Consider the following 21,898-nt stretch of genomic DNA (forward strand, 5'->3'; position numbering starts at 1 on the left):
CCATGACCGACGAGGTCGGCGTGGTCACCGGAGATCTCACCGTCGCCACCATCCGCGAGGCCGGGGACCGGGCCAGGATCGCCGTCCAGTACACCGGCGCCGACGAGTGGTACACCCTCACCGGCAGCCCCGCGACCGTGCCGGCCGGCGGTCTTGCCGCCCTGCACGCCGAGGTGCTGCGCGGCGTGGAGCGCGGGGGAGGCGCGGTCAGCCCCTGAGGTCCTGGGCGCTGTCGCCCTCGAAGTGGCGTCGCGGGTTCGCCCGCAGGATCGTGTCGATGTCGTCCTTGGACACACCCTTGTCGGCGAGGGCGGGCAGTACGTCCTCGCTGATGTGCCGGTAGTTCCAGTGCGGGGCGACCTCGGCGCGGTCGATGTCGCCGAACCAGTCGATGACGCACGAGGCGTCGTGCGAGATCGTGATCCGGTCGGTGCAGCCGCGGCGCACCAGCTCCACGATGGTGTCGACGCGCTGCTCGGTGGTCAGCGGGGTGTCCAGCCCGAACCGGTCCATGCCGAGGTACGAGCCGGCGTCGGCGAGCCGCATCAGATAGTCGAGGTCGGCGGTGTCACCGGAGTGCCCGATGACGACACGGGAGAGGTCGACGCCCTCCTCCGCGAGCACCCGCTGCGCGACGAGCCCCGACTCCGAGGCCGCGTGGGTGTGCACGGTGATCGGCGCCCCGGTGCGCACGGACGCCTGGCCGACCGCGCGCATGGCCCGCTCGACGCCGGGCGTGAGGCCCTGTTCCTCGATGGCGCACTTGAGGAACGCGGCGCGCACACCGGTGTCCGCGATGCCCTCGGTCAGATCCTTCACGAACAGGTCGACGAGTGGCTCGGGGCCGCCGAAGAGGGTGCCGGGACCGTTGTAGTGGAACTGGAACGGCAGGTCGTCGTACGTGTAGAGACCGGTCGCGGGGACGATGTTGAGGTCCGTGCGCGCGGCGATCTTCTGGATGCGGGGGATGTATCTGCCGAGGCCGAGCACCGTCGGGTCGAGGATGGTGTCGATGCCGAGCCCCTTGAGCTCGTTCAGCTGGGCGGCGGCGTCGTCGACGACGGCCTGCTCGTCCCACTGCGCGTAGTTCTGCCGGAACTCCTCGCCGACGATGACGACATGTTCGTGGACGAGTACGTTCCCGAGTTCGCTGGAGTCGATCGGACCGCGGACCGTCCAGACCTGCGTCATCGGCGCGCCTCTCGATGTGGACGTCGGAGTTGACGTCGGATTCAACGTGAGCCGAGCGTCCCGCCGGGTGCCCGCGGGCGTCAAGGTGTGCGGCGCGATGTGATCGCAAGAGGCCCGTCGGCGGAGTCTCCAGGGCGTTGGGGGCCGCCCCGAAGTCCGGCCGACGAGCGAGTCACAGGCGGCGGATCCAGGCGGCGACGCCGTGGCCCACCACGAGGTAGATCACCGCGGGCAGCGCGTTGTTGAAGAAGACACGCAGCCCCTCGGTCTCCATGGTGAAGATGTCCTGCGACCAGCCGGAGAGCCAGTCGGCCATGCCGTGCACGAACTCGACGAACACGTTCGCCTGGTTCGCGTCCAGCAGGTACAGCAGGATCCAGAGGCCGAGGAAGACCGCGGCGATGTCGGCCAGCGTGTGGACGACCAGGGCGAGCCGGTCCGCGCCACGGCCGCTCCGGTTCCGCACCGGGCGGCCGGACGCGGTGAACCCGGAGTTCTGGCCGTAACCGGTCTGGGGCACGGGCTCGTACGGCACGTTCGGGTCCTGGCGGTAGGCGGGCTGCGGGGGACCGTCGTACGGGGCGCGGGGGCCGCCGCCGTGCATCGGGGCCCCGGGGCCGCCGTCGTACGGGGCGCCAGGGCCGCCGTGAATCGGGGCGGTGTCTCCGCCTTGAGCGGGATAAGGGCCCCTATATGGGGGCCTGTTCGGGTCGGAACCGTATGGGGCATTGCTGGGGATGCCGTCGCTGGGGTGAGTCACGGGCGGCATGTTGCCCGTCCCGAGCAGCCGAAACCCGCTTCACCTTCACTTCGCAGACACCACACATCATGGGCTTTCCGGTGCCGGTGGCCCGGCTGGACAGATGGCCCGGTGGCGCGACGGGACCGGAGCCGGGGACTGGGCCAATGGCCCAGCGATGTCGAGCACTGTTGAACCACGGGCCCCGCGGGTGCTGTGATGGGCATGTCGATGGCGCTGCGGACCCTGAAGGGTCTCCGCGGCGCCTTTTCCATGTCAGGAGACGGACGCGGTACGGAAGGGGCGGGGCACTTTGCTGAAGAGGGCGTTCGTGGCGGCGGACCCGGGACGGATACGGCTGCGGTTCGCGACGCGGGCCGTGCTGGGGATCGGGCTCGCCGTCGCACTGTGCGGCGCGGTCGGGCACTCGCTGACGGGCGCGATCACGGGCGGCCTCGCCGCGCTGCTCGCGCTGTTCACGGTGACGGACGCGACCGTGCGCGGGCAGGCCGTCACGACGGCGCTGCTGCCGGCCGTCGGGCTGCCGGTGCTCGCGCTCGCCGCGGCCCTGCACGACCTCCCCCTCGCGCGCGATCTCGCCTTCCTCGCGGTCGTGGGAGCGGGTGTGTACGCGCGGCGGTGGGGGCCGCGCGGGCACTCGCTCGGCGTCTTCGCGTTCATGACCTTCTTCGCCGCCCAGTTCCTGCACACCGTGCCGCGGCAGCTGCCCGAGCTGTACGTCGCCGTGCTGCTGTCGCTCGGCGCGGCGGCGGTCGTCCGGTTCGGGGTGTGGTGCTACGAACGGCGGCTCCCGGCGCCCGTCGGCGTGCCCGCGCCGACCGGGGGCACGGGGCTCGCGCGGATCACGACGCGGCAGGCCGTGCAGGCGACCGTGGGGGCGGGCTTCGCGCTCGGCATCGGGCAGCTGCTCTCGGACACCCGGTGGTACTGGGCCGTGGGCGCCACGTGGTGGGTGTTCGTGGCGACGGCGTCGCGCGGGGAGACCGTGGTGCGGGGCTTCCGCCGCTTCCTGGGGACGGTGCTCGGCATCGTGCTGGGCTTCCTGATCGCCGTCCCGCTGCACGACCACGCGGTGGTCGCCGCCGTGACCGTAGCGGTCAGCGTCTTCGGGATCTTTTACACCGCCCACGTCTCGTACACGTGGATGATGCTGGCGGTCACGGTGATGGCGAGCATGCTGTACGGGCTTCTCGGCGTGCTCGACCCGGCGCTGCTGGCGCTCCGGGTGGGGGAGACGGCGGTCGGCTCGCTCGGCGCCGTGCTCGCGGTGCTGCTCCTGCTGCCGGTGACCACGCACTCCGTCACCGACGCGTGGGTCGAGCGGGCGCTGCGGTGCGTGCGCGCGTGCACCGCGGAGGCGGCGGCGCGGCTGGGTGGCGACGCGGGCGCGGACCCGGCGCCGCGCGTCGCGGAGCTGGAGCACATCCTCGGGCGGGTACGTCTCTCGTTGTCGCCGCTCGTGCATCCGCTGAGCCCCGTGAAGGCCCGCAAGGGCCGGGCCAGGCAGGTGCTCGCGCTGCTCGACGACTGTGCGCGCGAGGTGCGCGGGCTCGCGTCCGTCGCCGCGGACCCGGAGGCCTCGCACGACGCGCGGCTCGCCGCGGCGTGCCAGCGGGTGGAGGCGGCGGTCGAGGCGCTCACGGCGCCCGCGCCGTACGCTCGCGCGGCGGTCGTGGTTCCGCAGGCCGCGGAGGCGGAGCATCCGGTCCTGGCCCACCTGCACGCGCTTGAGCGCGCGCTGGCGGAACTGGCGGTACCGCTGCGCGGGGCCCGGGAGGCGTAGCCCGCCGGATGTGCAGGGCGTGCGGCCGACCGCCCGCGCCCCCGGCACAGTTCCGTGCGCTCCCCGTGGGTCCGTAACCGGCCGCCGACCGGCTCCGGCTTGTGGTTGTCTCGCAGCGGCGTGGACACCACCGCACCGGGGTGGGCCCCGCGCCGACGACCAGTTGCTGGGGGTGCACCATGCGCAGCAACCTGCGCCGGAACGGAACACGAGCCGTGGAGGACGCGAAGAACGCGCCGGGCCCGGCGGACGCCGCCGGCTGGCTGGCCCTCGCCCCGAACCGGCGCACCGGCACCCGCGCCCCCGGACCACCCCGCCACGACCGCTGCCCGGTCACCGCCGACGGCGCCCGCCCCAAGCCCGCCACGCCACGCGGAACCGGCGAGGTCGCGCACGCCGCGGCCGCGTTCGTCCGCCAGCACCACGTCGAGCAGGACCTCGGCGACCGGCCGCCCGACTCGCCGAGGTCGACGCCGAGCTCGCGGCCACGGGCACGTACACGCACACCCCGCAGGAACTCGCCTTCGGCGCCCGCGTCGCCTGGCGCAACGCCAACCGCTGCATAGGCCGCCTCTACTGGCAGTCCCTGCGCGTCCGCGACCTGCGGCACCTCAGCACCGCGGAGGAGATCGCCGAGGCCTGCGCCGACCACCTCCGCGAGGCGGCACCCGGCGGCCGCATCCGCCCGCTCATCACGGTCTTCGCCCCCGACCGTCCCGACCACCCCGGCCCCCGCGTCTGGAACGAACAACTCATCCGCTACGCCGGCTACATCCAGCGCGACGGCCATGTGGTCGGCGACCCGCGCGGCACCGGACTCACCGCGTACGCCCGCCGCCTGGGCTGGCGCGGCGGCGAGGGCAGCCCCTTCGACGTACTGCCGCTGCTCGTCCAGGCGGACCCGCGCCGGCGGCCCCGCTGCTTCGACCTCCCCGCCGACGCCGTCCTCGAAGTCCCCCTGCACCACCCGGAGTTCGACTGGTGGTCCGGGCTCGGCCTGCGCTGGCACGCGGTCCCCGCGCTCGCCAACATGTGCCTGGAGATCGGCGGCGTCTGCTACGGCGCCGCGCCCTTCAACGGCTGGTACATGGGCACGGAGATCGGCGCCCGCAACCTCGCCGACACCGACCGCTACAACCTGCTGCCCTACCTCGCCGACCGCCTCGGCCTCGACACCTCCAGCGACCGCTCCCTCTGGAAGGACCGCGCACTCGTCGAGCTGAACCGCTCCGTGCTGCACTCCTTCGACCATGCGGGCGTCACCATGGCCGACCACCACACCGAGTCCCGGCGCTTCCTCACCCACCTCGCCCGCGAGGAGTCCCGAGGCCGCGCCGTCGGCGCCGACTGGTCCTGGATCGTCCCGCCGCTCTCCGGTTCGACGACCCCGGTCTTCCACCGCACGTACGAGGACGAACCGAGCACCCCCGCCTACGTCCACCACCCCGACGCCCACACCCGGGCCCGCGGCGAGGAGCCGATCACGGACAGGTCCTGGCGGGACCTGCTCTGACGTCCCCCGCTGCTACCGTCGGCGGCACGGGCGCCGGGCCCGTACGCCGAAAGGGGACGCAGTGACCGGGAGTCAGGCAGAGCGGGCGTACATCGGATCGTTCACGGCAGCCGGCGGGCGCGGCATCGTGACCGCGGCGCTCGACCCCAAGGACGGCTCGCTCACGCTTCTCGACGCCACGGACGAGCTGCCCGACCCCTCGTATCTGACGGTCTCCGGCGGACTGCTGTACGCGGTGAGCGAGACGGCCGAAGGGTCGGTGGCGGCGTTCCGCACGGACTCGGCGCCGCTGACGCCCGCCGCGCCGCCCGTGCCGGTCGACGGCGCGGGCCCCACTCACCTGTCCGTGTGGGCCGGGCGCGTCCTGACCGCCAACTACGGTTCCGGCAGCGTCAGTTCGGTCCCCTTGCGCGCCGACGGTATCCCGGCCGGGTCCGGGGCCGAGGTGCACCGCCACACGGGCTCGGGCCCGCATCCGAAACGACAGCAAGCCCCGCACGCCCACCAGATCCTGCCCGACCCGACCGGCACCTGGGCCCTCGCGGTCGACCTGGGCACGGACTCGATCCGTACGTACACGCGAACCCCCGAAGGAAGCGGCCTCCTGCCGCACCAGGAGACGGCCCTGCGCCCCGGCTCGGGCCCCCGCCACCTGGCCTTCCACCCGTCGGGCGACTACGTGTACGTCCTCAACGAACTCGTCCCCACGCTGACGGTCTGCGCCTGGAACGCCGCGGACGGCGCCCTCAAGCCGCTCACGGAGGTCCCGGTCCTGGCGGGCGCGCCGGCCGACGACGCGTACCCCTCGGCGCTCGTCGTGGCCCCCGACGGCCGCTTCCTGTGGACGGCGACACGCGGCGCCGACGTGCTCTCCCTCTTCGCCCTCGACCGGACGGGCGAGCAGCCGACCCTCCGCGGCACGGTCCCCTGCGGTGGCAACTGGCCCCGCGATCTGGCCCTCGACCCGTCGGGCCGCTTCCTCTACGCCGCTAACGAGCGCTCCGGCGACGTCACGTGGTTCACGGTCGACCGGGAGTCCGGAGTGCCGGTGCGGGGCGGCAGTGTGCCGGTGCCCGCGGCGTCGTGCGTGGTGTTCGGCTAGACCGCCGGTTCGGCGACACCCACGAGGTAGTTCCGCGCCGCGGGACGTACCTCCGCCGCCCAGCCGAGAGAGGACAGGTCCCCGGTCAGCGCCTCGGCCTCGTGGAAGACCTTCACGATGCGGTACCGGCTGCCGTCGTCGAGCTCGCGCACGGCGGCCGGGGAGGCCTCGCCCGACAGCAACTCCTCGTTCGCGGCCATGGAAGGACCGTCGTCGACGAAGACCACCTTGCCGCCCGGCGCGAGCGAGGCGGCGACGGTGTTCCAGAACCCCGGCATCCGGGCCGGCGGCACATGCGACAGCCAGAAGCCGAAGAACACCGTGTCGTAGCGCCGCGACGGCCGCCAGTCGAACAGATCGGCCTGCTCGAACCGGACGTTGGGCGCGGAGACCCGCTCCCGTGCGATCGCGAGCACTTCCTCCGACGCGTCGACGGCCGTCACGGACGTGGCCCGCGGCGCGAACAGCGCGGTCCACTGCCCGGTCCCGCAGGCCAGCTCCAGCACGTCCCCGCCGACGGGCCACTCCACGCTTTCCCGCAACAACTCCCGCAGGTCCGCCCGCTCCGAATAGGGCCGGTCGTACTCGGGCGCCCGCGCCCGGTAGTAAGCCAGCTGTTCCGTCTCCAGGGCGTCATCGAGGCTCATCCCCCGACCGTAACGGCCAAAGATCACCCTCGTCAGTCATTCCCCCTCAAGCCCGTCCAGCAACTCTCAAGCCCGCCCGGCAACTCTCAAGCCCGTCCGGCGATTGAGGACAAAAAAACGGGGCCCGGGGCACACCCCGGACCCCGACCCCCAACGGCTCAACTGCCAGAGGCAACCGGCTGAGGCGCAATCCCCAACGCCGTCGCATACTTCGCCAGCGCGAGCTTCCCCATCGCCGGATACGCCCCCAGCGGCTCCGCAACCGCACACCCCGCGTCCTTGGCGGCAGCCTCCAGCACGGACGGGTCGACCTCAGGGCCGACGAGATACGGCGCGAGCGCCAACTGCTGCGAACCGGAACCGCGCAGCTGCTCCGCGATGGAGGCGACCGCGCCCTCCTCGTCGAGCGCGGCGGCCATCACCGGCACGGCGAGCCGCGCGGCGAGCAGCATGCCGGTGATCCCGGCGGCCTGCACCGCCTCCTCGCCGCCTATGGAGGCGAGGATGATCCCGTCCGCGGCCGTGGTCACGGCGAAGAGGCGGGCGCGGTCGGCGCGGGCCAGGCCGGCCTCCGAGAGCCGCACGTGCAGCGCCTCCGCGAGCAGCGGGTGCGGTCCGAGCACATCGGTCAGCTCCGCGGCGACGCGGCTGTCGGCGATGGCCTGCCGGATCTGCCGCAGCTGGGCGTTGTCCGGTCCCGCCAGCAGCGGCACGACGACCCCGACGGGCCCGGCCGGCTCCCGCGCCTCGACACCGGCCGCGAGCGCCTGCTCGTAGCGGGCGGTGCGCTCCTTCGCGGCGTGCGCGAGCACGGACGCCAGCGAGGGGAACTCCGCGGAGATCGGGAAGTCGGTGAGCTCACCCTCCACGAAGCCGACCCGCGCGTCCAGACCGGGCAGCTCGGACCGGGCGATGCTCACCACCTCGTCGGCGAGCATGCGCGTGGCGGCGCTGGGCGTGCCGGGCACCGCGAGCACTAGAGACGGCGCGCCCTCGGGGGCGGCCACGGGTTCCGGGCGACGGTGGCGTCCGGACTGTCGGGGTCGCGGCATTCGTACGGGCAGGCCGGATGCGGGCCCAGTGGGGGTGCTCATGGCGCCGCATGCTACTGGCTCGACCGGCTTCGTTGTTCGGTCAGGGTGCAGGTGAGCGGTTTCCGTCCGAGATTGTCCTTTCAGTTACGAATTCTGTAAGTGTCCTGGTCCGGAGGGGTGTGCGGTGGATTCGAAGTGAGTTACGGCACATGAAGCAGGCGCCGGTCCAGCGGCAGCCCGAGTGCGTCCGTGGCGAGCGCGGACGCGATCACGAGAGCCCCGTGCAGGGGGTCGCCGATGGCGGTCACGACCGTGGCCTGCGGAAGCTGCTCGGTCAGCTCTTCACGCAGCGGGCCGAGCAGTGGCTCGCCCATCTTGAAAAGGCCACCGGTCAGGGCGACCTCACCGCCGTCGGCCGGGCAGACCGCCGCGGCGGCCTCGGCGATGTGCGCGGCGGCCCGGCGCAGGATGTCGGCGGACGCGGGGTCGTCGACGGCGCAGCGCGCCACGTCGGGGGCGAACGCGGCGAGCGCCGCCGGCCGGTCGGTACGCGGGTAGATCCGGCCCGGCAGCTCGATCGCGGGCCCGAAACGTTCCTCCGCGAGTGCGAGAAGCGCCTTGCTTCCGCCGCGCCGCCCGTCGAAGGCGCGCATCGCGGCGTCGAGCCCGGCCTGACCGATCCACGCGCCGCCGCCGCAGTCGCCGAGCAGGTGCCCCCACCCGTCGGCCCGCCGCCAGTTCGAGAGGTCGGTGCCGAGGGCGATCATCCCGGTGCCCGCGGCGACGACCGCGCCGCGCCGCTGCCCGAGCGCACCCGCGTACGCGGTGACACCGTCGGCGGCCAACGCGAGCCGCTCGACGCCCAGTTCACGCCCGAGGGCACCCGGCAGCTCGGCCCGCAGCTCGTCGCCGAGCGTCGCCATCCCGGCCGCGCCCAACGCGGCACCGGACAACGCGACATCCCCGGCGCGGCCCAGCAACTCCCGTGCCATCGGGACCAGTTGTTCCACCATGTGCCCGGGGTCGATACCGGAGCCGGACGTACGCACCGGGACGGACGAAGCGGCCGTCAGCGCGCGCCCGATGTCGCCGACCGGCGCGAGGGCGACACGGAGCCCCGAGCCGCCCGAGTCCACCCCGAGCACCCACTCGGCCGGGGTCCGGGTCACGGCAGCCGCCAGTCGACGGGCTGCGAACCCTGGCGTTCGAGAAGGTCGTTGGCCCGGCTGAACGGGCGGGAGCCGAAGAAACCGCGGTCCGCCGACATGGGGGAGGGGTGCGATGACTCGACCGCAGGGTAGTCGCTGAGCAGCGGCCGCAGATTGCGCGCGTCACGGCCCCACAGGATCGACACGAGCGGCGTCCCGCGTGCGGCGAGGGCGCGGATCGCCTGCTCGGTGACCTGCTCCCAGCCCTTGTCACGGTGCGCGGCGGGACGCCGAGGAGCCGTGGTGAGCGCCCGGTTCAGCAGCAGCACACCCTGCCGCGTCCACGGGGTCAGGTCCCCGTTCGAGGGCTGCGGCAGGCCCAGGTCCGCGTTCAACTCGCGGTAGATGTTGATGAGGCTGGGCGGCAGGGGGGCGACGTTCGGGGCCACGGAGAACGACAGGCCGACAGCGTGTCCCGGCGTGGGATAGGGATCCTGCCCGACGATCAGCACCCGCACGTCGTCGAACGGCTGCTGGAAGGCGCGCAGCACGTTGGCGCCCGCCGGGAGGTAGGTGCGCCCGGCGGCGATCTCCGCGCGGAGGAATTCCCCCATCGCGGAGATCTGCCCGGCCACGGGCTCAAGGGCCTTCGCCCAGCCCGCTTCGACGATTTCGTGCAGAGGTCGTGGTGCCACGGGCGTCACCCTACTGCCGCGCTCGCATCCCCACTCAACCGGCCGCGGTCAACCTCCCACCGTGGTAAGGGCCGTGCGCAACGCCCACGGCGTCGCCGCCGCCCACGCCTGCGGGGAGCAGGAGTGCGGGTAGGGGACCGGGCGGGCGGCGTCGGTGCGTGCGTAGCCGCCGAGCACCTCGGGAAGCCGGTGCCCGTGCCCGGCCGCCGCGTCGATCAGGCCGGACGCCATCCGGCGCAGTTCGTCGCCGAGCCCGTGGCGGGCGAGGCCGAGTGCGATGACGGCGTTGTCGTGCGGCCAGGCGCTGCCCCGGTGGTACGACAGCGGGTGGTACGGCCGCTGGCCCGCCGCGAGCGTACGGATCGCCCAGCCGGAGAAGAAGTCCGCCTCGAGGAGTCGCTCGCCCACGCGTCGGGCGCGGTCGTCGTCGAGGATGCCGGACCACAGCAGGTGTCCCGCGTCCGAGGCGAGCGCGTCGACCTGGCGGCCCTCCCCGTCGAGGGCGAGCGCCGGGAAGTCGTCATCGGCAAGCCAGAAGTCGCGGGCGAAGCGCGCCCGGAGTTCGTCGGCGAGCCGGTCCAACTCCCTTGCGTACGCGTCGTCCTGCCACACCTCCGCGGCGAGGAGGGCCGTGCGGCGCAGCGCGTCGTAGGCGTAACCCTGGGCCTCGGACACGGCGATGGGACCGTCCGCCTGGGTGCCGTCCTTGAAGCAGATGGCGCCGGCGGAGTCCTTCCAGTTCTGGTTGACGAGGCCGTTCGGGTCCGGCTCGTAGACGAGGTATCCGTGCTCGCGCAGGCCGCCGTCGCCGAGCATCCAGTCGACGGCGGAGCGCGCGTGCGTCTCCAGGCGGGCGGCGAGCGCCGCGTCCTTCGTCGTCTCGTGGTGGGCGTGCAGCAGCACCAGGAACAGCGGCGTCGCGTCGATCGTCCCGTAGTAACGCCCGTACGGCACCTGGCCGAAGTGGGCGAGCTCGCCGCGCCGTGTCTCGTGCACGATGCGGCCGGGCTGCTCGCCGCGGAACGCGTCGTACTCCTGCCCCTGCGTGGCGGCGAGCGCGCTCAGCGTGCCGGCCGCGAGGGCGGGGCGGTAGGGGAGCATGAAGTACGAGGTGAGCAGCGAGTCCCGGCTGAAGAGGGTGAGGAACCACGGCACACCGGCCGCCGGGATGCTGACGGGCTCGCCGTCCACGCCGGGCGCGGAGATCGTCAACAGGTCGAGGTCCGCAAGGCCTTGGGCGCATGCCCGGTCCAAGTCGCCCGATACGTCGGGGAGTTCGGACTCGCCGCCGCGCACCGGGGCCGCCACGAGCTGTGGGCCGCCGTGCGGGCGCGCCGTGACGCTCAGCCGCAGCTCGGCCCTGCCGTGCGGCGCCAGGCTCAGCCGCCACACCAGCTCGTACGGTCCCTCACCGCGCACGGAGTCGGGCGCGGGGGCCGCGGACACGATGGTGCGGGAGTGCCAGTCGGCCCTGCGGTAGTGGAACTCGACGCCCGTGTCCGTGTGGTGAGCCGTGCGCTCCGCGCCGGGCTTGGGGTAGCCGCGCTCGTCCGCGCGCAGCTCGAAGGTGTCGGCGAAGTCGGCGTCCGCGGTGATGACGACCTCGGCGACGAGCGGGTCCGGGCTGTTGCTGACCAGCTGCAACGTGTCCGTGAACTCGCCCGCCGCGACGGCCTGTTGACGGAACACGGTGTACGCGGGCGGCGCGTCGCGGGTCCCCTCCGGGGTGAGTACGCACTCGCCGGCTGGCCCGACGGGGGAGAGCACGACCGGCGCGCTGCCGTCGACGGTGAGCTGCCAGCGGCTCAGGTGCCGGGCGTCGCGCACGAACAACCCGTCGGGCGTCGCCCCGCGCGTACCGGTGACACCACCGTCCGGGTCGATGTGCGCGAACGTGGCGTCGCGCACGAGCTGGACGCGTGGGGTGGCGCCGCTCATCGGGCTGCCTCCTCGGAGTTCAGCAGGTCAAGGGCGAGCGCCGCCGTCCACGAGAACGAGCGGGCGCCGCGCGCCGCGCCCGTGGTCGGGTCGACGTACTCCGCGAAGCCGGACGCGCCCGCCGTGTCGAGGAACGCGGCGCGGATACGGTCGGCGCGGAGGTGCCGGCCGTGGGTACGAAGGCCGCGCTCGATGAGCCACGCGGTGTTGAACCAGGCGGGGCCCCGCCAGTACCGGGTCGGGTCGAAGGCCGGGCCCGTCAGGTCGTAACTCGGCACGAGGGCAGTGGAGTCGGCATGGAAGGCCGGTCCTTCGAGCGTCGACACGAGGCGGTCCACGACGGCGTCGGGCAGACCGGGCGCCAGCAGCGGAACGAGCCCCGCCACACTGCGCGCCGGCACGAACGTGTCGTCGACCAGGTCACGCGCCCGGAACAGGCCCGCTTCGTCGTCCCACAGGCGCGTCACGAGCGCGTCGGTGAGCCGCGCGGCCCGTGCCTCGTGGGCGGACGCGTCGCCGCCCACACAGCCCGCGATCTCGGCGAGCGCCAGCTCGCTCGCGATCAACAGGGCGTTCACGCACGGGTCTTCGAGCCGGAACGGATGCGCGGCAGCACGGTCGTCGTACCCCGCGTCGCGGTAGTCGACGGCGAGCCGCACATAGCGGCCGTAGTCGAGGTCCGTGGGGCGGTCCGCCGGGTGGCCGTGGTCGAGGTCGGCGCGCCGGTAGCTGCCGGGGTCGGCCGGAGTGATGCGGGCCAACGGAGCGTCCCAGCAAGGGCTGTTGTCCATGCCGGGCTCCCACGGGTGCACGATCGCCGCGAGGCCGCCGCCGCCCAGATCACGCCGGTCGAGCAGGTAGCGGTGCCAGGCCACGAGCCGCGGATACACCCGGGGCAGGAAGCCGCGGCGCCGCGACTCGGCCGGGTCGGCCCGGTGCACGAGCAGGGCGGCCAGCGCGTGCACGGGCGGCTGGACGATGCCGGACGTCTCGGGCGCGACCGGCGCGCCCACTCCCGCGCCCGCCGTGGACGAGCGCCAGAAGTCGGGGCTCGGGAAGTACGCCCCGTTCGGCACCGCCGCGTTGAACACGATGTGTGGGACACGTCCGTCGCCCCACTGTGCCCCGAGCAGCGACTCCAGCTCGCGCTGCGCCCGGCGCGCGGACAGGTGCCGCAGGCCGATCGCGATGAACGCGGAGTCCCAACTCCATTGGTGCGGATAGAGAGTTCGGGACGGCACGGTGCTCGTGCCCACCCAGTTGTCGAGGAGGACCCGGCCCGCACCGCGCCGCAGGGTCAGGTCCGCGGCGGCGGTGCGGGCGGGCCTGTCGAGGAGAGCGGTCACGCGCCGGACCCCTTGAGGAACGCGGGCACGGCGCGGACCGCCTCGGCCGGGTCGCCGGTCAGCCGGCACTCGGCCGCGAGGTAGCCCTCGTAGCCGGCGGTGTGCAGGGCGCCGAGCCACGCCTGCCAGTCGAGGTGTCCCGCGCCCGGCTGGAAGCGGTTGGAGTCCGACACCTGGGCGTGCCCGATGTAGGGGGCGTGGGCGAGGATCGCCTGCGCGGGGTCGGTCTCCTCGATGTTCATGTGGTAGCTGTCGATGCCGATCCGGACCGCGTCCAGACCGACCTCCTTGATCAGATCGGCGGCCTGCTCAAGGCGGTTGACCATGTGGTCCTCGTACCGGTTGAGAGGTTCGAGGTAGAGCGTGACGCCCTCGGCGGAGGCGTGCTCGCCGAGTTCGGTGAGCCCTTCGAGCAGGATCTCGCGGTCCCGCTCCTCGGAGCGCGGCGGCTCGAACGGGGGGAGCCTGCGCGAGAACATCCCGTAAGAGGCCGGGGTCTGCGCGCCGAGCCCGCCGAGCTCCGCGATGACGGACAGCTGCGACTTCATCTGGACGATCGCGTCGCGGCGCAGTTCGTCGTCGAAGGCGCCGAAGAAGTGCAGCATCTCGACGCACACGGTCGGCATGACCACGCCGTCCTTGAGCGCCTGCTTCAGCTCGGGGAGCCGGGAGGCGAAGTGCAGGTCGCCCTTGGCGCGCAGCTCGATGGCGTCGTACCCGGCGCCCTGCGCGAACTCCCACTTGTGCTGGAGGCTCTCGCCGGGCAGCAGCTGTTCCTGGGCAGCGATCTTCAGCATGTTCTCTGGGTACCTCTCAGGCCTTTCTGGGGCCGTCTCGAAACTTCTCAGAATGCCAGGACGACCTGGAGGGCGTCCGCGGGTCGCTCGTCGAGCAGAACGTAGGCGTCGGCGGCGTCCGCGACCGGGACCACATGGCTGACGAGGGACTGCACGTCCACCTGTCCCTCGGCGACGAGCCGCAGGAACGTCTGCTGGAGGCGCTCCACGCTCCAGCGGCCGGACAGTGGGGCCGGTACTCCGCCGATCTGCGAGCAGACGATCTCCACGCGGTTGTGGTGGAACTCGTCGCCGAGCCGCAGGCCCATGCCGTCGCCCTGGTAGAAGCCGGAGGCGACGACGCGGCCGCCGACGGTCACCGAGCGCACGGCCTGGTGCAACGCCGGGTAGACGCCGCTGATCTCGATGGCGAGGTCGGTGCCGCGGCCCCCGGTGGCCTCGCGGATACGTTCGGCGACGGCGTCCGTGCGGGCGTTGAGCGTGGCGTGGGCGCCGTACTTCTTCGCCGATTCCAGTCGGGCGTCCATCGCGTCGACCGCGGTGACGCGGGCGCCGCTGAGCTGGGCGAGGCGGGTGGCGATCAGGCCGATGACGCCCTGGCCGAACACGGCGACGTCCTCGCCGAGGTTGATGCCGCCGGCCAGGATCGCGTTGTACGCGATGGCGCCGACCCGGGCGAAGGCGCCCGCCAGTGGTTCGAGGCCCGCCGGGAGGGTGTGGCCGATCATGCGCTCGGCCGGGACGATGCCCTCGCTGCGGTGACCCCAGATGCCCCACACGAGATCGCCGACCTCGGGCATGCCGGGCGTTCCCACCAACTCGGGGGAGACCTCGGCGACTTCGCCCACCTCGGAGTAGCCCCAGCCGACGACCGGGTACGAGATGCCGGCCTCGTCGTCGCGGAACAGCCGGGCCTCGGCGTCCCAGGTCCGGGTCAGGTAGGGGTTCGTGCCGCGGTAGGCGGTCAGCTCCGTGCCGGCCGAAATGCCCGAATAGCGGGTGTGGACGCGCAGGTGGCCCGGCGGGAGCTCCAGGCTCTCGTGCTCGGCCACCTCCACCTGGCGGGGACCTGTGAATTGAACGACGCGTTCCACGGACGACTCCGAAAAGGGTGGTGTGCCTGCTGGTTGGGTCGACAATATCCGCAACTTATGTCTTGTCAACAGGCAAAAGTAGTGCTGAGATGCGTCCTTGATAGACGTAAGTCGGCGATGAGGACGGGCAATGCGCACCAGGACGCGGCGGTCGAGGGCGATCGCGGTCGGCGCCACGGCAGCCTTGGGGATAGGGCTGCTCACCGGCTGCTCCAGCAGCACCGGGCCGGGGAAACCCGACCGTGAGATCACCGTGTGGTCCCAGGAGAACCTCCCGGACCGCGTCGCGGCGACGCAGAAGATCATCGACGGCTTCGAGAAGAAGACCGGCGTCAAGGTCCATCTCGTCGGGGTCGACGAGGGGCAGATGCCCCAACTCATCATGTCCGCGGCGGCCTCGGGACGGCTGCCCGACGTGATCGGCGCCGCCCCCATGGGTCAGACCTGGCAGATGTACAGCAACGGTCTGCTCAACACGGACATACCCCGGCAGATCGTCAAGAAGCTGGGCCGGGGAACGTTCGACAAGAACGCCCTCAAGCTCACCAGCGACGGCAAGGTCAACCTCGGCGTCCCCTCCGACGCCTGGCTCCAGCTCCTCGTCTACCGCAAGGACGACTTCGCCAAGGCGGGCCTCGACAAGCCCGACACGTACAGCAAGCTCGTCAAGGCCGCCAAGAAGCTCACCACCAAGGGGCACGACGGCGTCTCCGCCGCCACCGACCCCTCGGACGTCTTCACCTCGCAGAGCTTCGAGAGCCTCGCGCTCGCCAACAACTGCCAGCTGGTCGACGACCACGGCAAGGTCACCCTCGGCTCCCCGAGTTGCGTCAAGGCGTTCGACACCTACGACCAGCTGGCGCGCGAGTACGGAGCCCCCGGCACCCAGACCGTCGACTCGACGCGCGCCACCTACTTCGCGGGCCGCTCGTCGATGATGATCTGGTCCTCGTTCCTCCTCGACGAGCTGGCGGGCCTGCGCAAGGACGCCCTGCCCAGCTGCCCGCAGTGCGGCGGCAAGGACAAGCAGTTCCTCGCCGACAACACCGGCATCGTCACCGCGCTCAAGGGCGCCGAGGGCGACAAGGCCGCACAGTTCGGCGAGATCACCTCCTGGGTCACCACCAAGACCGCCGAGACGGACGCCTCCCGCCAGTTCATCGAGTACATGATGGGCAGCGGCTACGAGTCCTGGTTCGGACAGGCCCCCGAGGGCAAGATCCCGGTCCGCCGGGGCACCGCCGACGAGCCCGAGAAGTACATGGCCGCCTGGCGGCACAGCAAGATCGGCGTCGGCGAGCGCAAGCCCCTCGACGAGGTCTACTCGCCGCAGGTCCTCGACCAACTGGCAGGCGGCATCGGCGACCTGCGCCGCTGGGGCATCGAGCAGGGCGAAGGCGCACTGGTCGGCGCCACCAACGGCGAACTGCCGGTACCGAAGGCCATCGGCTCCATGACCGCGGGCCAGACCTCACCCCGCGAGGCCTCGCGCGAGGCCGAGGAAGAGGTCGCCGCCCTGAAGAAGTCCCTGCAGTAGCGGCCGCCTCCGCCCTGCCCTCCCTCGTGACCTTCTCGTCGAAAGCCTCGCCATGACTACCACCACCCCCGGCGCGAAGCAGCGCACCGACCCGCCCGACGGATCACCCGCACCGACCGGCGGCCGCCGCGACCGTAAGCCCATGACCGCGAGCCGCCGCACCAACCGCGCGGGCCTCGCCTTCGTCAGCCCCACCTTCCTCGTCGTCCTCGTCGTCGTCGTGCTGCCGATCCTGTGGACGGTGCTGCTCGCCTTCCAGCGCGCCAAGCTCGTCGACATCCAGGACATGGGCCTGTTCGGCAACTGGAGCCTGCGCAATTTCTCGCAGGTCTTCGACTCCGCCGGCTTCTGGTCCAGCCTCGGCACCACGCTGATCTACACCGTCGGCGCCACCTTCGGCTCCGTCGCCCTCGGCCTGATCGCCGCGCTCGCCCTGCGCAAGCCCTTCCGCGGGCGCGGCCTGCTGCGCGCCGCGATGCTGCTGCCGTACGTGGCACCGGTCGTCGCCGTCGCGTTCGTGTGGGAGGTCGCGCTCAGCCCGCAGTACGGCATCGTCAACGAGTGGGGCCAGAAGCTCTTCGGCTGGGACGACCCCATCGCGTTCCTGTCCACACGCAGTTACGAAGTCCACCTGCTCGGCCTGCACTTCGACATCCCGCTGGCCCTGCTCACGGTGATCGCCTTCGAGTGCTGGCGCTACTTCCCCTTCGCCTTCCTCTTCATCCTCGCCCGCCTCCAGGCGGTACCCGACGGCCTGGAGGAAGCCGCGAAGGTCGACGGCGCCACGCCCACCCAGCAGTTCCGGCACGTCATGCTGCCGCAGCTGATGCCCGTGATCGCGCTGCTGTGCGTGCTGCGCTTCATCATGACGTTCAACAAATTCGACGACGTCTACCTGCTGACCGGCGGCGGCGCCGGCACGGACGTCGCCGCCGTGCGCGTCTACGACTTCCTGACCTCGCGCTACGACGTCGGCGCCGCGGCCGCCCAGGCACTCGTCCTGGCCGTCGCCCTCATGGTCCTGCTGGGCCTGTACTTCAAGTTCTTCGGCAACAAGGTCCAGGAGGAGTCGTGACCAGCACCGGTACCGGTAGCCGCAGGCCGGCCATGACACGCGCCCGGTTCGAGGAGCGGTTCTTCGGCGTCGCACGCTGGGTGGTCATCGCGTTCCTCGCGCTGATCACGATCGTGCCCTTCTACTACATGCTGCTGCTGTCGGTGAAGCCGATCGACGCGCTGCTGCTCGACCCCGGCTCCCTGTGGGTGTCGGCCAAGCAGTTCACCCTCGACACGTACACCGAGGTGCTGCGCTCCACCGACGACGGCGGCCAGGGCTTCCTCCAGCTCCTGCGCAATTCGGCCCTGGTCTCCCTCGGCACGGTCGCCCTGACCCTGCTCGCGGCAGTCCCTGGCGCGTACGCCATCAGCCGCCTCAAGTTCTTCGGAAACCGCCAGGTCAGCGCGCTGTTCCTCGCGGTCTACATGTTCCCTTCGACGCTGCTCGCGGTCCCGCTGTTCGTGATGTTCGCGAAGATCGGCCTGTCGTCCAGTCTCCTCGGACTCGCGATCGTGTACGTGGCGCAGACCGTCCCGGTCGCGATCTACATGCTCAAGAACTACCTGGTCACCATCCCGGTCTCGATCGAGGAGGCGGCGGCGCTCGACGGCTGCAGCCGTCTGCAGACGGTCCGGAAGGTCATCCTCCCGCTGGCGCTGCCCTCGCTCATGGCGACGGGCCTCTACGTGCTGATGATCGCGTGGAACGAATTCCTCTTCGCGCTCCTCTTCCTGGCCGCCGACCCCGACAAGTGGACGGTGTCGCTCGGCCTCGCCCAGTTGTCCAACGGCATCGAGGTGTCCAAGACGGTGCTGATGGCCGGGTCCGTGGTGCTGACGATCCCCGTGGTAATCCTGTTCTTCGCCGCGGAACGCCTGTTGACCGAGGGTCTCACCGCCGGCGCGGACAAGAGCTGACCGGGGAGAACGACCCAGGTGAACAGGGGGAAGACGACGATGAGTACGCCAAGCCCGGCGAGCGCGGGGCGGCTGCTGCAGCTGATCCGCGGCGGCCGGGCCACGACCCGCGCCGAGCTGCAACGCGCGACAGGCCTGTCCCGGTCGACGGTGGGGTTCCGCCTCGACGAACTCGACCGGGCGGGCTGGCTGCGCCAGGACACCGGCACGTCCACCGGCGGGCGGCCCTCGCACCGCATCGCCTTCGACCCCGGCCACGCGGCCGTCCTCGCGGTGGACCTGGAGACCCGGTACGCGCGCGTGGCCGTGCTCGACCTCGGCGGCACGGTCCTCGCGGAGCGGGCCGTCGACCTCGACATCGGCGACGGACCCGACCGGGTGCTCGACCGCCTTGCCCGCTGCTTCCCGGACCTCCTCGCGACGTCCGGCACCCCGGCCGAGCGGATCTGCGGCATCGGCCTGTCGGTGCCGGGCCCGGTGGACTGGGACGCGGGGCAGGTCGTCCAGCCACCGATCATGCCGGGCTGGGACCGCTTCCCGATCAGGGAGCGAATGCGAGAGGCGTACGCCGAGCACGTCGGCGCCTCGATGGAGGACACGACGGGCGGCCGGACGATCCCCGTCTTCGTCGACAACGACGCCAACCTGATGGCACTGGCCGAACACCAGGCGAGCCACCCCGACTGCGCCGCCTTCGTCCTCATCAAGGTGTCCACGGGCATCGGCGCGGGCGTCGTCGTCAACAACGAGATCTTCCGCGGCGTCGACGGCGGCGCGGGCGACATCGGCCACATCCGGCTGCACGACAAGCCCGACGCCCTGTGCATGTGCGGGTCCTACGGCTGTCTGGCGGCGGTGGCCAGCGGCCGGGCGCTCGCCAGGGACCTCTCCCATCAGGGCATGGAGGTCGCCACCGGCGCCGACGTCAAGGCCCTCCTGGAACAGGGGAACCCCGACGCCGTCCGCCTCGCCCGCGAAGCGGGACAGCGCGCAGGCGAGGTCCTGGCCACGGTCGTGACCCTCCTCAACCCCGGCGTGCTGATGCTCGCCGGAGACCTCGCGAGCATCCCCTTCCTCACCGGCGTACGCGAACTCCTCTACCAGCGCGCGATGCCCCGCACCACCGCCCACCTCGACGTCGTCACCTCCCGGCTCGGCGACCACGCGGGCCTGATCGGCGCGGCGGCGATGGTCGTCGACGTCCTCTACGCACCCGAGAACGCGGACGCCCGCCTGCGCGCGCTCGCCGAATCCCCCGAAGCCCCCGAAGGAGCCTCGTGACCGAGCACGCCGCATGGCCCCACGCCCCCGTCCGGGTCGCACTCGTCGGCGCCGGTCCCTGGGCCCGCACCATGCACGCCCGCATGCTCGCCGCGGGCCCGGAGACGGAGCTGACCGCCGTCTGGGCCCGCCGCACGGACGCGGCCCGCGCGACGGCCGAACCCTATGGCGCGGCGGTGGCGGGGAGCTTCGACGAACTCCTCGACCACTGCGAGGCGGTCGCCTTCGCCGTACCGCCATCCGTGCAGGCGGAGTTGGCGCCGAGGGCGGCGAAGGCGGGCAAGGCGTTGCTTCTGGAGAAGCCTCTCGCGCTGGACCTGCCATCGGCCGAACGCCTCGTGGACGCCGTCGACGAGGCGGGTGTCGTCTCCCAACTCGTCCTGACGAAGCGCTACCACCCGACGACGCGCCGCTTCATCGAACAGGCACGCCGCACCGAGGTGACGGGCGCCCGCTCCTGCTACCTCCACGGAGCCTTCCTGGGCGGCGACTTCGCCACCTCCTGGCGCCTGGAACACGGCGCCCTCTACGACCTCGGCCCGCACCTCCTCGACCTCCTCGACGCGGCGGTGGGCCCGATCGCTTCGATCCGCGCCACGGGCGACTCCCGCCGCTGGCTTGAGCTGACCTGCGAACACGAGAACGGCGCGGTGAGCCAGGCATCGCTGTCCGGCCGCGTGTCCCGCGACCGCGCCCTCACCCGCGTCGAACTCTTCGGCCCGGGCCCGGAGTTGGTCTACGACACGGCCGAGATCGACCACGAGGAATGCTGGCCGGTGCTGCGGCGCGAGTTCGCGGAGGCGGTGCGGGCGGGGCGGTCCAGTGAACTGGACGCGCACAGGGGCCTGCACCTGCAACGCCTGCTGGCCCAGGCGACCAATGAAAGCCCCGCCGGCGATTGAGGCGCGGGGTCCGGGGCGGAGCCCCGCGACCGCAACCCCCGGTCGGCCTCACCCCACAACGGCCGCCCGCACACACAACACATCCGGCAGATGCGACGCCACCCGCTTCCACGTGTCGCCATCATCCGCCGACGCGTACACCTCGCCGTTGCGGTTGCCGAAGTAGACGCCCGCCGGGTCGTTGTCGTCCGTGGACAGGGCGTCGCGCAGGACCGTGCCGTAGTGGTCCCCCTCCGGGAGGCCGTGGGTGAGGGGTTCCCAGGTGGTGCCGGCGTCCTGGGTGCGGTAGACGCGACAGCGGTGGTCGGCCGGGACGCGGTCGATGTCCGCGGTGATGGGGAAGATGTACGCCGTGTCACCGCGGTGCGGGTGCGCGGCCGCGGCGAAGCCGAAGGTCGAGGGGAGGCCCTCGCCGATGTCGAGCCACTTTCCGCCGCCGTCGTCACTGCGGTACACGCCCCAGTGGTTCTGCAGATAGAGGCGGTCGGGGTCGGCGGCGTCCCGCGTCACCTTGTGCACGCACTGGCCGAACTCGGGGTTCGGGTCGGGGAGGAAGACCGCGGCCACTCCGGAGTTGGCTGGGGCCCAGCTCTCGCCGCCGTCCGTCGTGCGGAAGACCCCGGCCGTGGAGACGGCCACCGTCACCGCGCGGGGATCCCGCTTGTCCGTCAGGATCGTGTGCAGGCCCTCTCCGCCCCCGCCCGGCACCCACTGCGAACGCGTGGGGTGCTCCCACAGCGGGCGGCACAGCTCGAACGTCTCGCCACGGTCCTCCGAGCGGTACAGCGCCGCCGGTTCCGTGCCCGCGTACACCACGTCGGGTTCGGCGGCCGAGGGGTGCAGCTGCCACACCCGCTCCAGCGAAGTGCCGGTGAACTCAGGGAACTTGACGGCCGGCTTGGACGGCTCGGTCCAGGTGCGGCCCAGGTCGTCCGAGTGGAAGACCGACGGGCCGAAGTGGGCGCTGTCGCCGCCCGCGAGGAGCCGTGGTCGCTGCCCGCGGGTGTCGATGGCGACCGAGTACACCGCCTGCGCGTTGAAGTACGGGTTCTCGTCGAACTCGAAGGGGCCTCCATCGCGCTTGCGGCCCAGAAAGAGGCCCTTGCGGGTGCCCACTGCCAGCAGTACGTCAGTCATGCCGAAACCTCCGAAACGT

20 protein-coding genes are annotated in these 21,898 nt (G+C 72.2%); 9 read left to right on the plus strand and 11 right to left on the minus strand.

The genetic code is table 11. The features are described from left to right. Positions 1 to 2 precede the first annotated feature (2 nt). Positions 3 to 218, plus strand: a complete 216-nt coding sequence (locus tag ACFYWS_RS10730) for a hypothetical protein (RefSeq protein ID WP_389274060.1) — start codon at positions 3 to 5, stop codon at positions 216 to 218. On the opposite strand, the gene ACFYWS_RS10735 is transcribed toward ACFYWS_RS10730, so the two are convergent. Then, positions 208 to 1,191: a phosphotriesterase gene (locus ACFYWS_RS10735; protein ID WP_389272655.1), complete on the minus strand. Its 984-nt coding sequence runs from the start codon at positions 1,189 to 1,191 to the stop codon at positions 208 to 210. The two genes, ACFYWS_RS10730 and ACFYWS_RS10735, sit on opposite strands and share 11 nt — an antisense overlap. A gap of 172 nt (positions 1,192 to 1,363) precedes the next feature. Beyond that, complete coding sequence (locus ACFYWS_RS10740; protein WP_389272658.1) at positions 1,364 to 1,795, minus strand: hypothetical protein; 432 nt, start codon at positions 1,793 to 1,795, stop codon at positions 1,364 to 1,366. A 448-nt stretch (positions 1,796 to 2,243) separates the two neighbouring features. Here ACFYWS_RS10740 and ACFYWS_RS10745 point away from each other — a divergent pair, with 448 nt between their 5' ends. The 3 genes from ACFYWS_RS10745 (at position 2,244) to ACFYWS_RS10755 (ending at position 6,349) form a co-directional block, all read left to right on the plus strand. Beyond that, complete coding sequence (locus ACFYWS_RS10745; RefSeq protein WP_389272661.1) at positions 2,244 to 3,734, plus strand: FUSC family protein; 1,491 nt, start codon at positions 2,244 to 2,246, stop codon at positions 3,732 to 3,734. Positions 3,735 to 3,906: 172 nt separating this feature from the next. Further along, a complete protein-coding gene (locus tag ACFYWS_RS10750; protein ID WP_389272664.1) occupies positions 3,907 to 5,247 on the plus strand; it encodes a nitric oxide synthase oxygenase in 1,341 nt (446 codons plus the stop codon). Between the two features lie 61 nt (positions 5,248 to 5,308). Then, positions 5,309 to 6,349, plus strand: a complete 1,041-nt coding sequence (locus tag ACFYWS_RS10755) for a lactonase family protein (RefSeq protein ID WP_389272667.1) — start codon at positions 5,309 to 5,311, stop codon at positions 6,347 to 6,349. On the opposite strand, the gene ACFYWS_RS10760 is transcribed toward ACFYWS_RS10755, so the two are convergent. From ACFYWS_RS10760 to ACFYWS_RS10795, 8 genes are all read right to left on the minus strand, one after another. Next, the gene (locus tag ACFYWS_RS10760) at positions 6,346 to 6,996 is read right to left on the minus strand and encodes a class I SAM-dependent methyltransferase (RefSeq protein ID WP_389272670.1); all 651 of its coding nucleotides are present in this window, start codon (positions 6,994 to 6,996) and stop codon (positions 6,346 to 6,348) included. The two genes, ACFYWS_RS10755 and ACFYWS_RS10760, sit on opposite strands and share 4 nt — an antisense overlap. A 158-nt stretch (positions 6,997 to 7,154) precedes the next feature. Then, positions 7,155 to 8,090 carry a sirohydrochlorin chelatase gene (locus ACFYWS_RS10765; protein ID WP_389272673.1) on the minus strand — a complete coding sequence of 312 codons (936 nt, stop codon included), beginning with the start codon at positions 8,088 to 8,090 and terminating at the stop codon, positions 7,155 to 7,157. 140 nt (positions 8,091 to 8,230) lie between these two features. Continuing rightward, the gene (locus ACFYWS_RS10770) at positions 8,231 to 9,199 is read right to left on the minus strand and encodes an N-acetylglucosamine kinase (RefSeq protein WP_389272676.1); all 969 of its coding nucleotides are present in this window, start codon (positions 9,197 to 9,199) and stop codon (positions 8,231 to 8,233) included. Continuing rightward, entirely contained in the window at positions 9,196 to 9,873 is a 678-nt protein-coding gene (locus ACFYWS_RS10775; RefSeq protein ID WP_389272679.1) for a uracil-DNA glycosylase, read from the minus strand. Before ACFYWS_RS10775 ends, ACFYWS_RS10770 begins: the two co-directional genes overlap by 4 nt. A gap of 48 nt (positions 9,874 to 9,921) precedes the next feature. After that, a complete protein-coding gene (locus ACFYWS_RS10780; protein WP_389272682.1) occupies positions 9,922 to 11,811 on the minus strand; it encodes a glycogen debranching N-terminal domain-containing protein in 1,890 nt (629 codons plus the stop codon). After that, positions 11,808 to 13,157 carry a trehalase family glycosidase gene (locus ACFYWS_RS10785; protein WP_389272685.1) on the minus strand — a complete coding sequence of 450 codons (1,350 nt, stop codon included), beginning with the start codon at positions 13,155 to 13,157 and terminating at the stop codon, positions 11,808 to 11,810. Before ACFYWS_RS10785 ends, ACFYWS_RS10780 begins: the two co-directional genes overlap by 4 nt. Further along, a complete protein-coding gene (locus ACFYWS_RS10790; protein ID WP_389272688.1) occupies positions 13,154 to 13,954 on the minus strand; it encodes a sugar phosphate isomerase/epimerase family protein in 801 nt (266 codons plus the stop codon). Before ACFYWS_RS10790 ends, ACFYWS_RS10785 begins: the two co-directional genes overlap by 4 nt. Positions 13,955 to 14,001: 47 nt before the next feature. Next, the gene (locus ACFYWS_RS10795; RefSeq protein WP_389272691.1) at positions 14,002 to 15,048 is read right to left on the minus strand and encodes a zinc-binding alcohol dehydrogenase; all 1,047 of its coding nucleotides are present in this window, start codon (positions 15,046 to 15,048) and stop codon (positions 14,002 to 14,004) included. Positions 15,049 to 15,178: 130 nt separating this feature from the next. Here ACFYWS_RS10795 and ACFYWS_RS10800 point away from each other — a divergent pair, with 130 nt between their 5' ends. Genes ACFYWS_RS10800 through ACFYWS_RS10820 form a run of 5 tightly spaced genes read left to right on the plus strand, consistent with a single transcriptional unit; the run spans position 15,179 to position 20,742 of the window. Next, positions 15,179 to 16,585: an ABC transporter substrate-binding protein gene (locus tag ACFYWS_RS10800; RefSeq protein ID WP_389272694.1), complete on the plus strand. Its 1,407-nt coding sequence runs from the start codon at positions 15,179 to 15,181 to the stop codon at positions 16,583 to 16,585. Positions 16,586 to 16,637: 52 nt separating this feature from the next. Further along, complete coding sequence (locus ACFYWS_RS10805; RefSeq protein WP_389272697.1) at positions 16,638 to 17,660, plus strand: carbohydrate ABC transporter permease; 1,023 nt, start codon at positions 16,638 to 16,640, stop codon at positions 17,658 to 17,660. A 32-nt stretch (positions 17,661 to 17,692) separates the two neighbouring features. Beyond that, the gene (locus ACFYWS_RS10810; RefSeq protein ID WP_389274063.1) at positions 17,693 to 18,559 is read left to right on the plus strand and encodes a carbohydrate ABC transporter permease; all 867 of its coding nucleotides are present in this window, start codon (positions 17,693 to 17,695) and stop codon (positions 18,557 to 18,559) included. A 39-nt stretch (positions 18,560 to 18,598) separates the two neighbouring features. Beyond that, a complete protein-coding gene (locus ACFYWS_RS10815) occupies positions 18,599 to 19,840 on the plus strand; it encodes an ROK family protein (RefSeq protein WP_389272700.1) in 1,242 nt (413 codons plus the stop codon). Then, complete coding sequence (locus ACFYWS_RS10820) at positions 19,837 to 20,742, plus strand: Gfo/Idh/MocA family protein (protein WP_389272703.1); 906 nt, start codon at positions 19,837 to 19,839, stop codon at positions 20,740 to 20,742. The genes ACFYWS_RS10815 and ACFYWS_RS10820 overlap by 4 nt, the downstream gene beginning before the upstream one ends. A 48-nt stretch (positions 20,743 to 20,790) precedes the next feature. On the opposite strand, the gene ACFYWS_RS10825 is transcribed toward ACFYWS_RS10820, so the two are convergent. Then, a complete protein-coding gene (locus ACFYWS_RS10825) occupies positions 20,791 to 21,879 on the minus strand; it encodes a WD40/YVTN/BNR-like repeat-containing protein (RefSeq protein ID WP_389272706.1) in 1,089 nt (362 codons plus the stop codon). Positions 21,880 to 21,898: the final 19 nt, after the last annotated feature.

Origin of the sequence: Streptomyces sp. NPDC002795 (assembly GCF_042888725.1) — a bacterium.
Classification (GTDB): domain Bacteria; phylum Actinomycetota; class Actinomycetes; order Streptomycetales; family Streptomycetaceae; genus Streptomyces.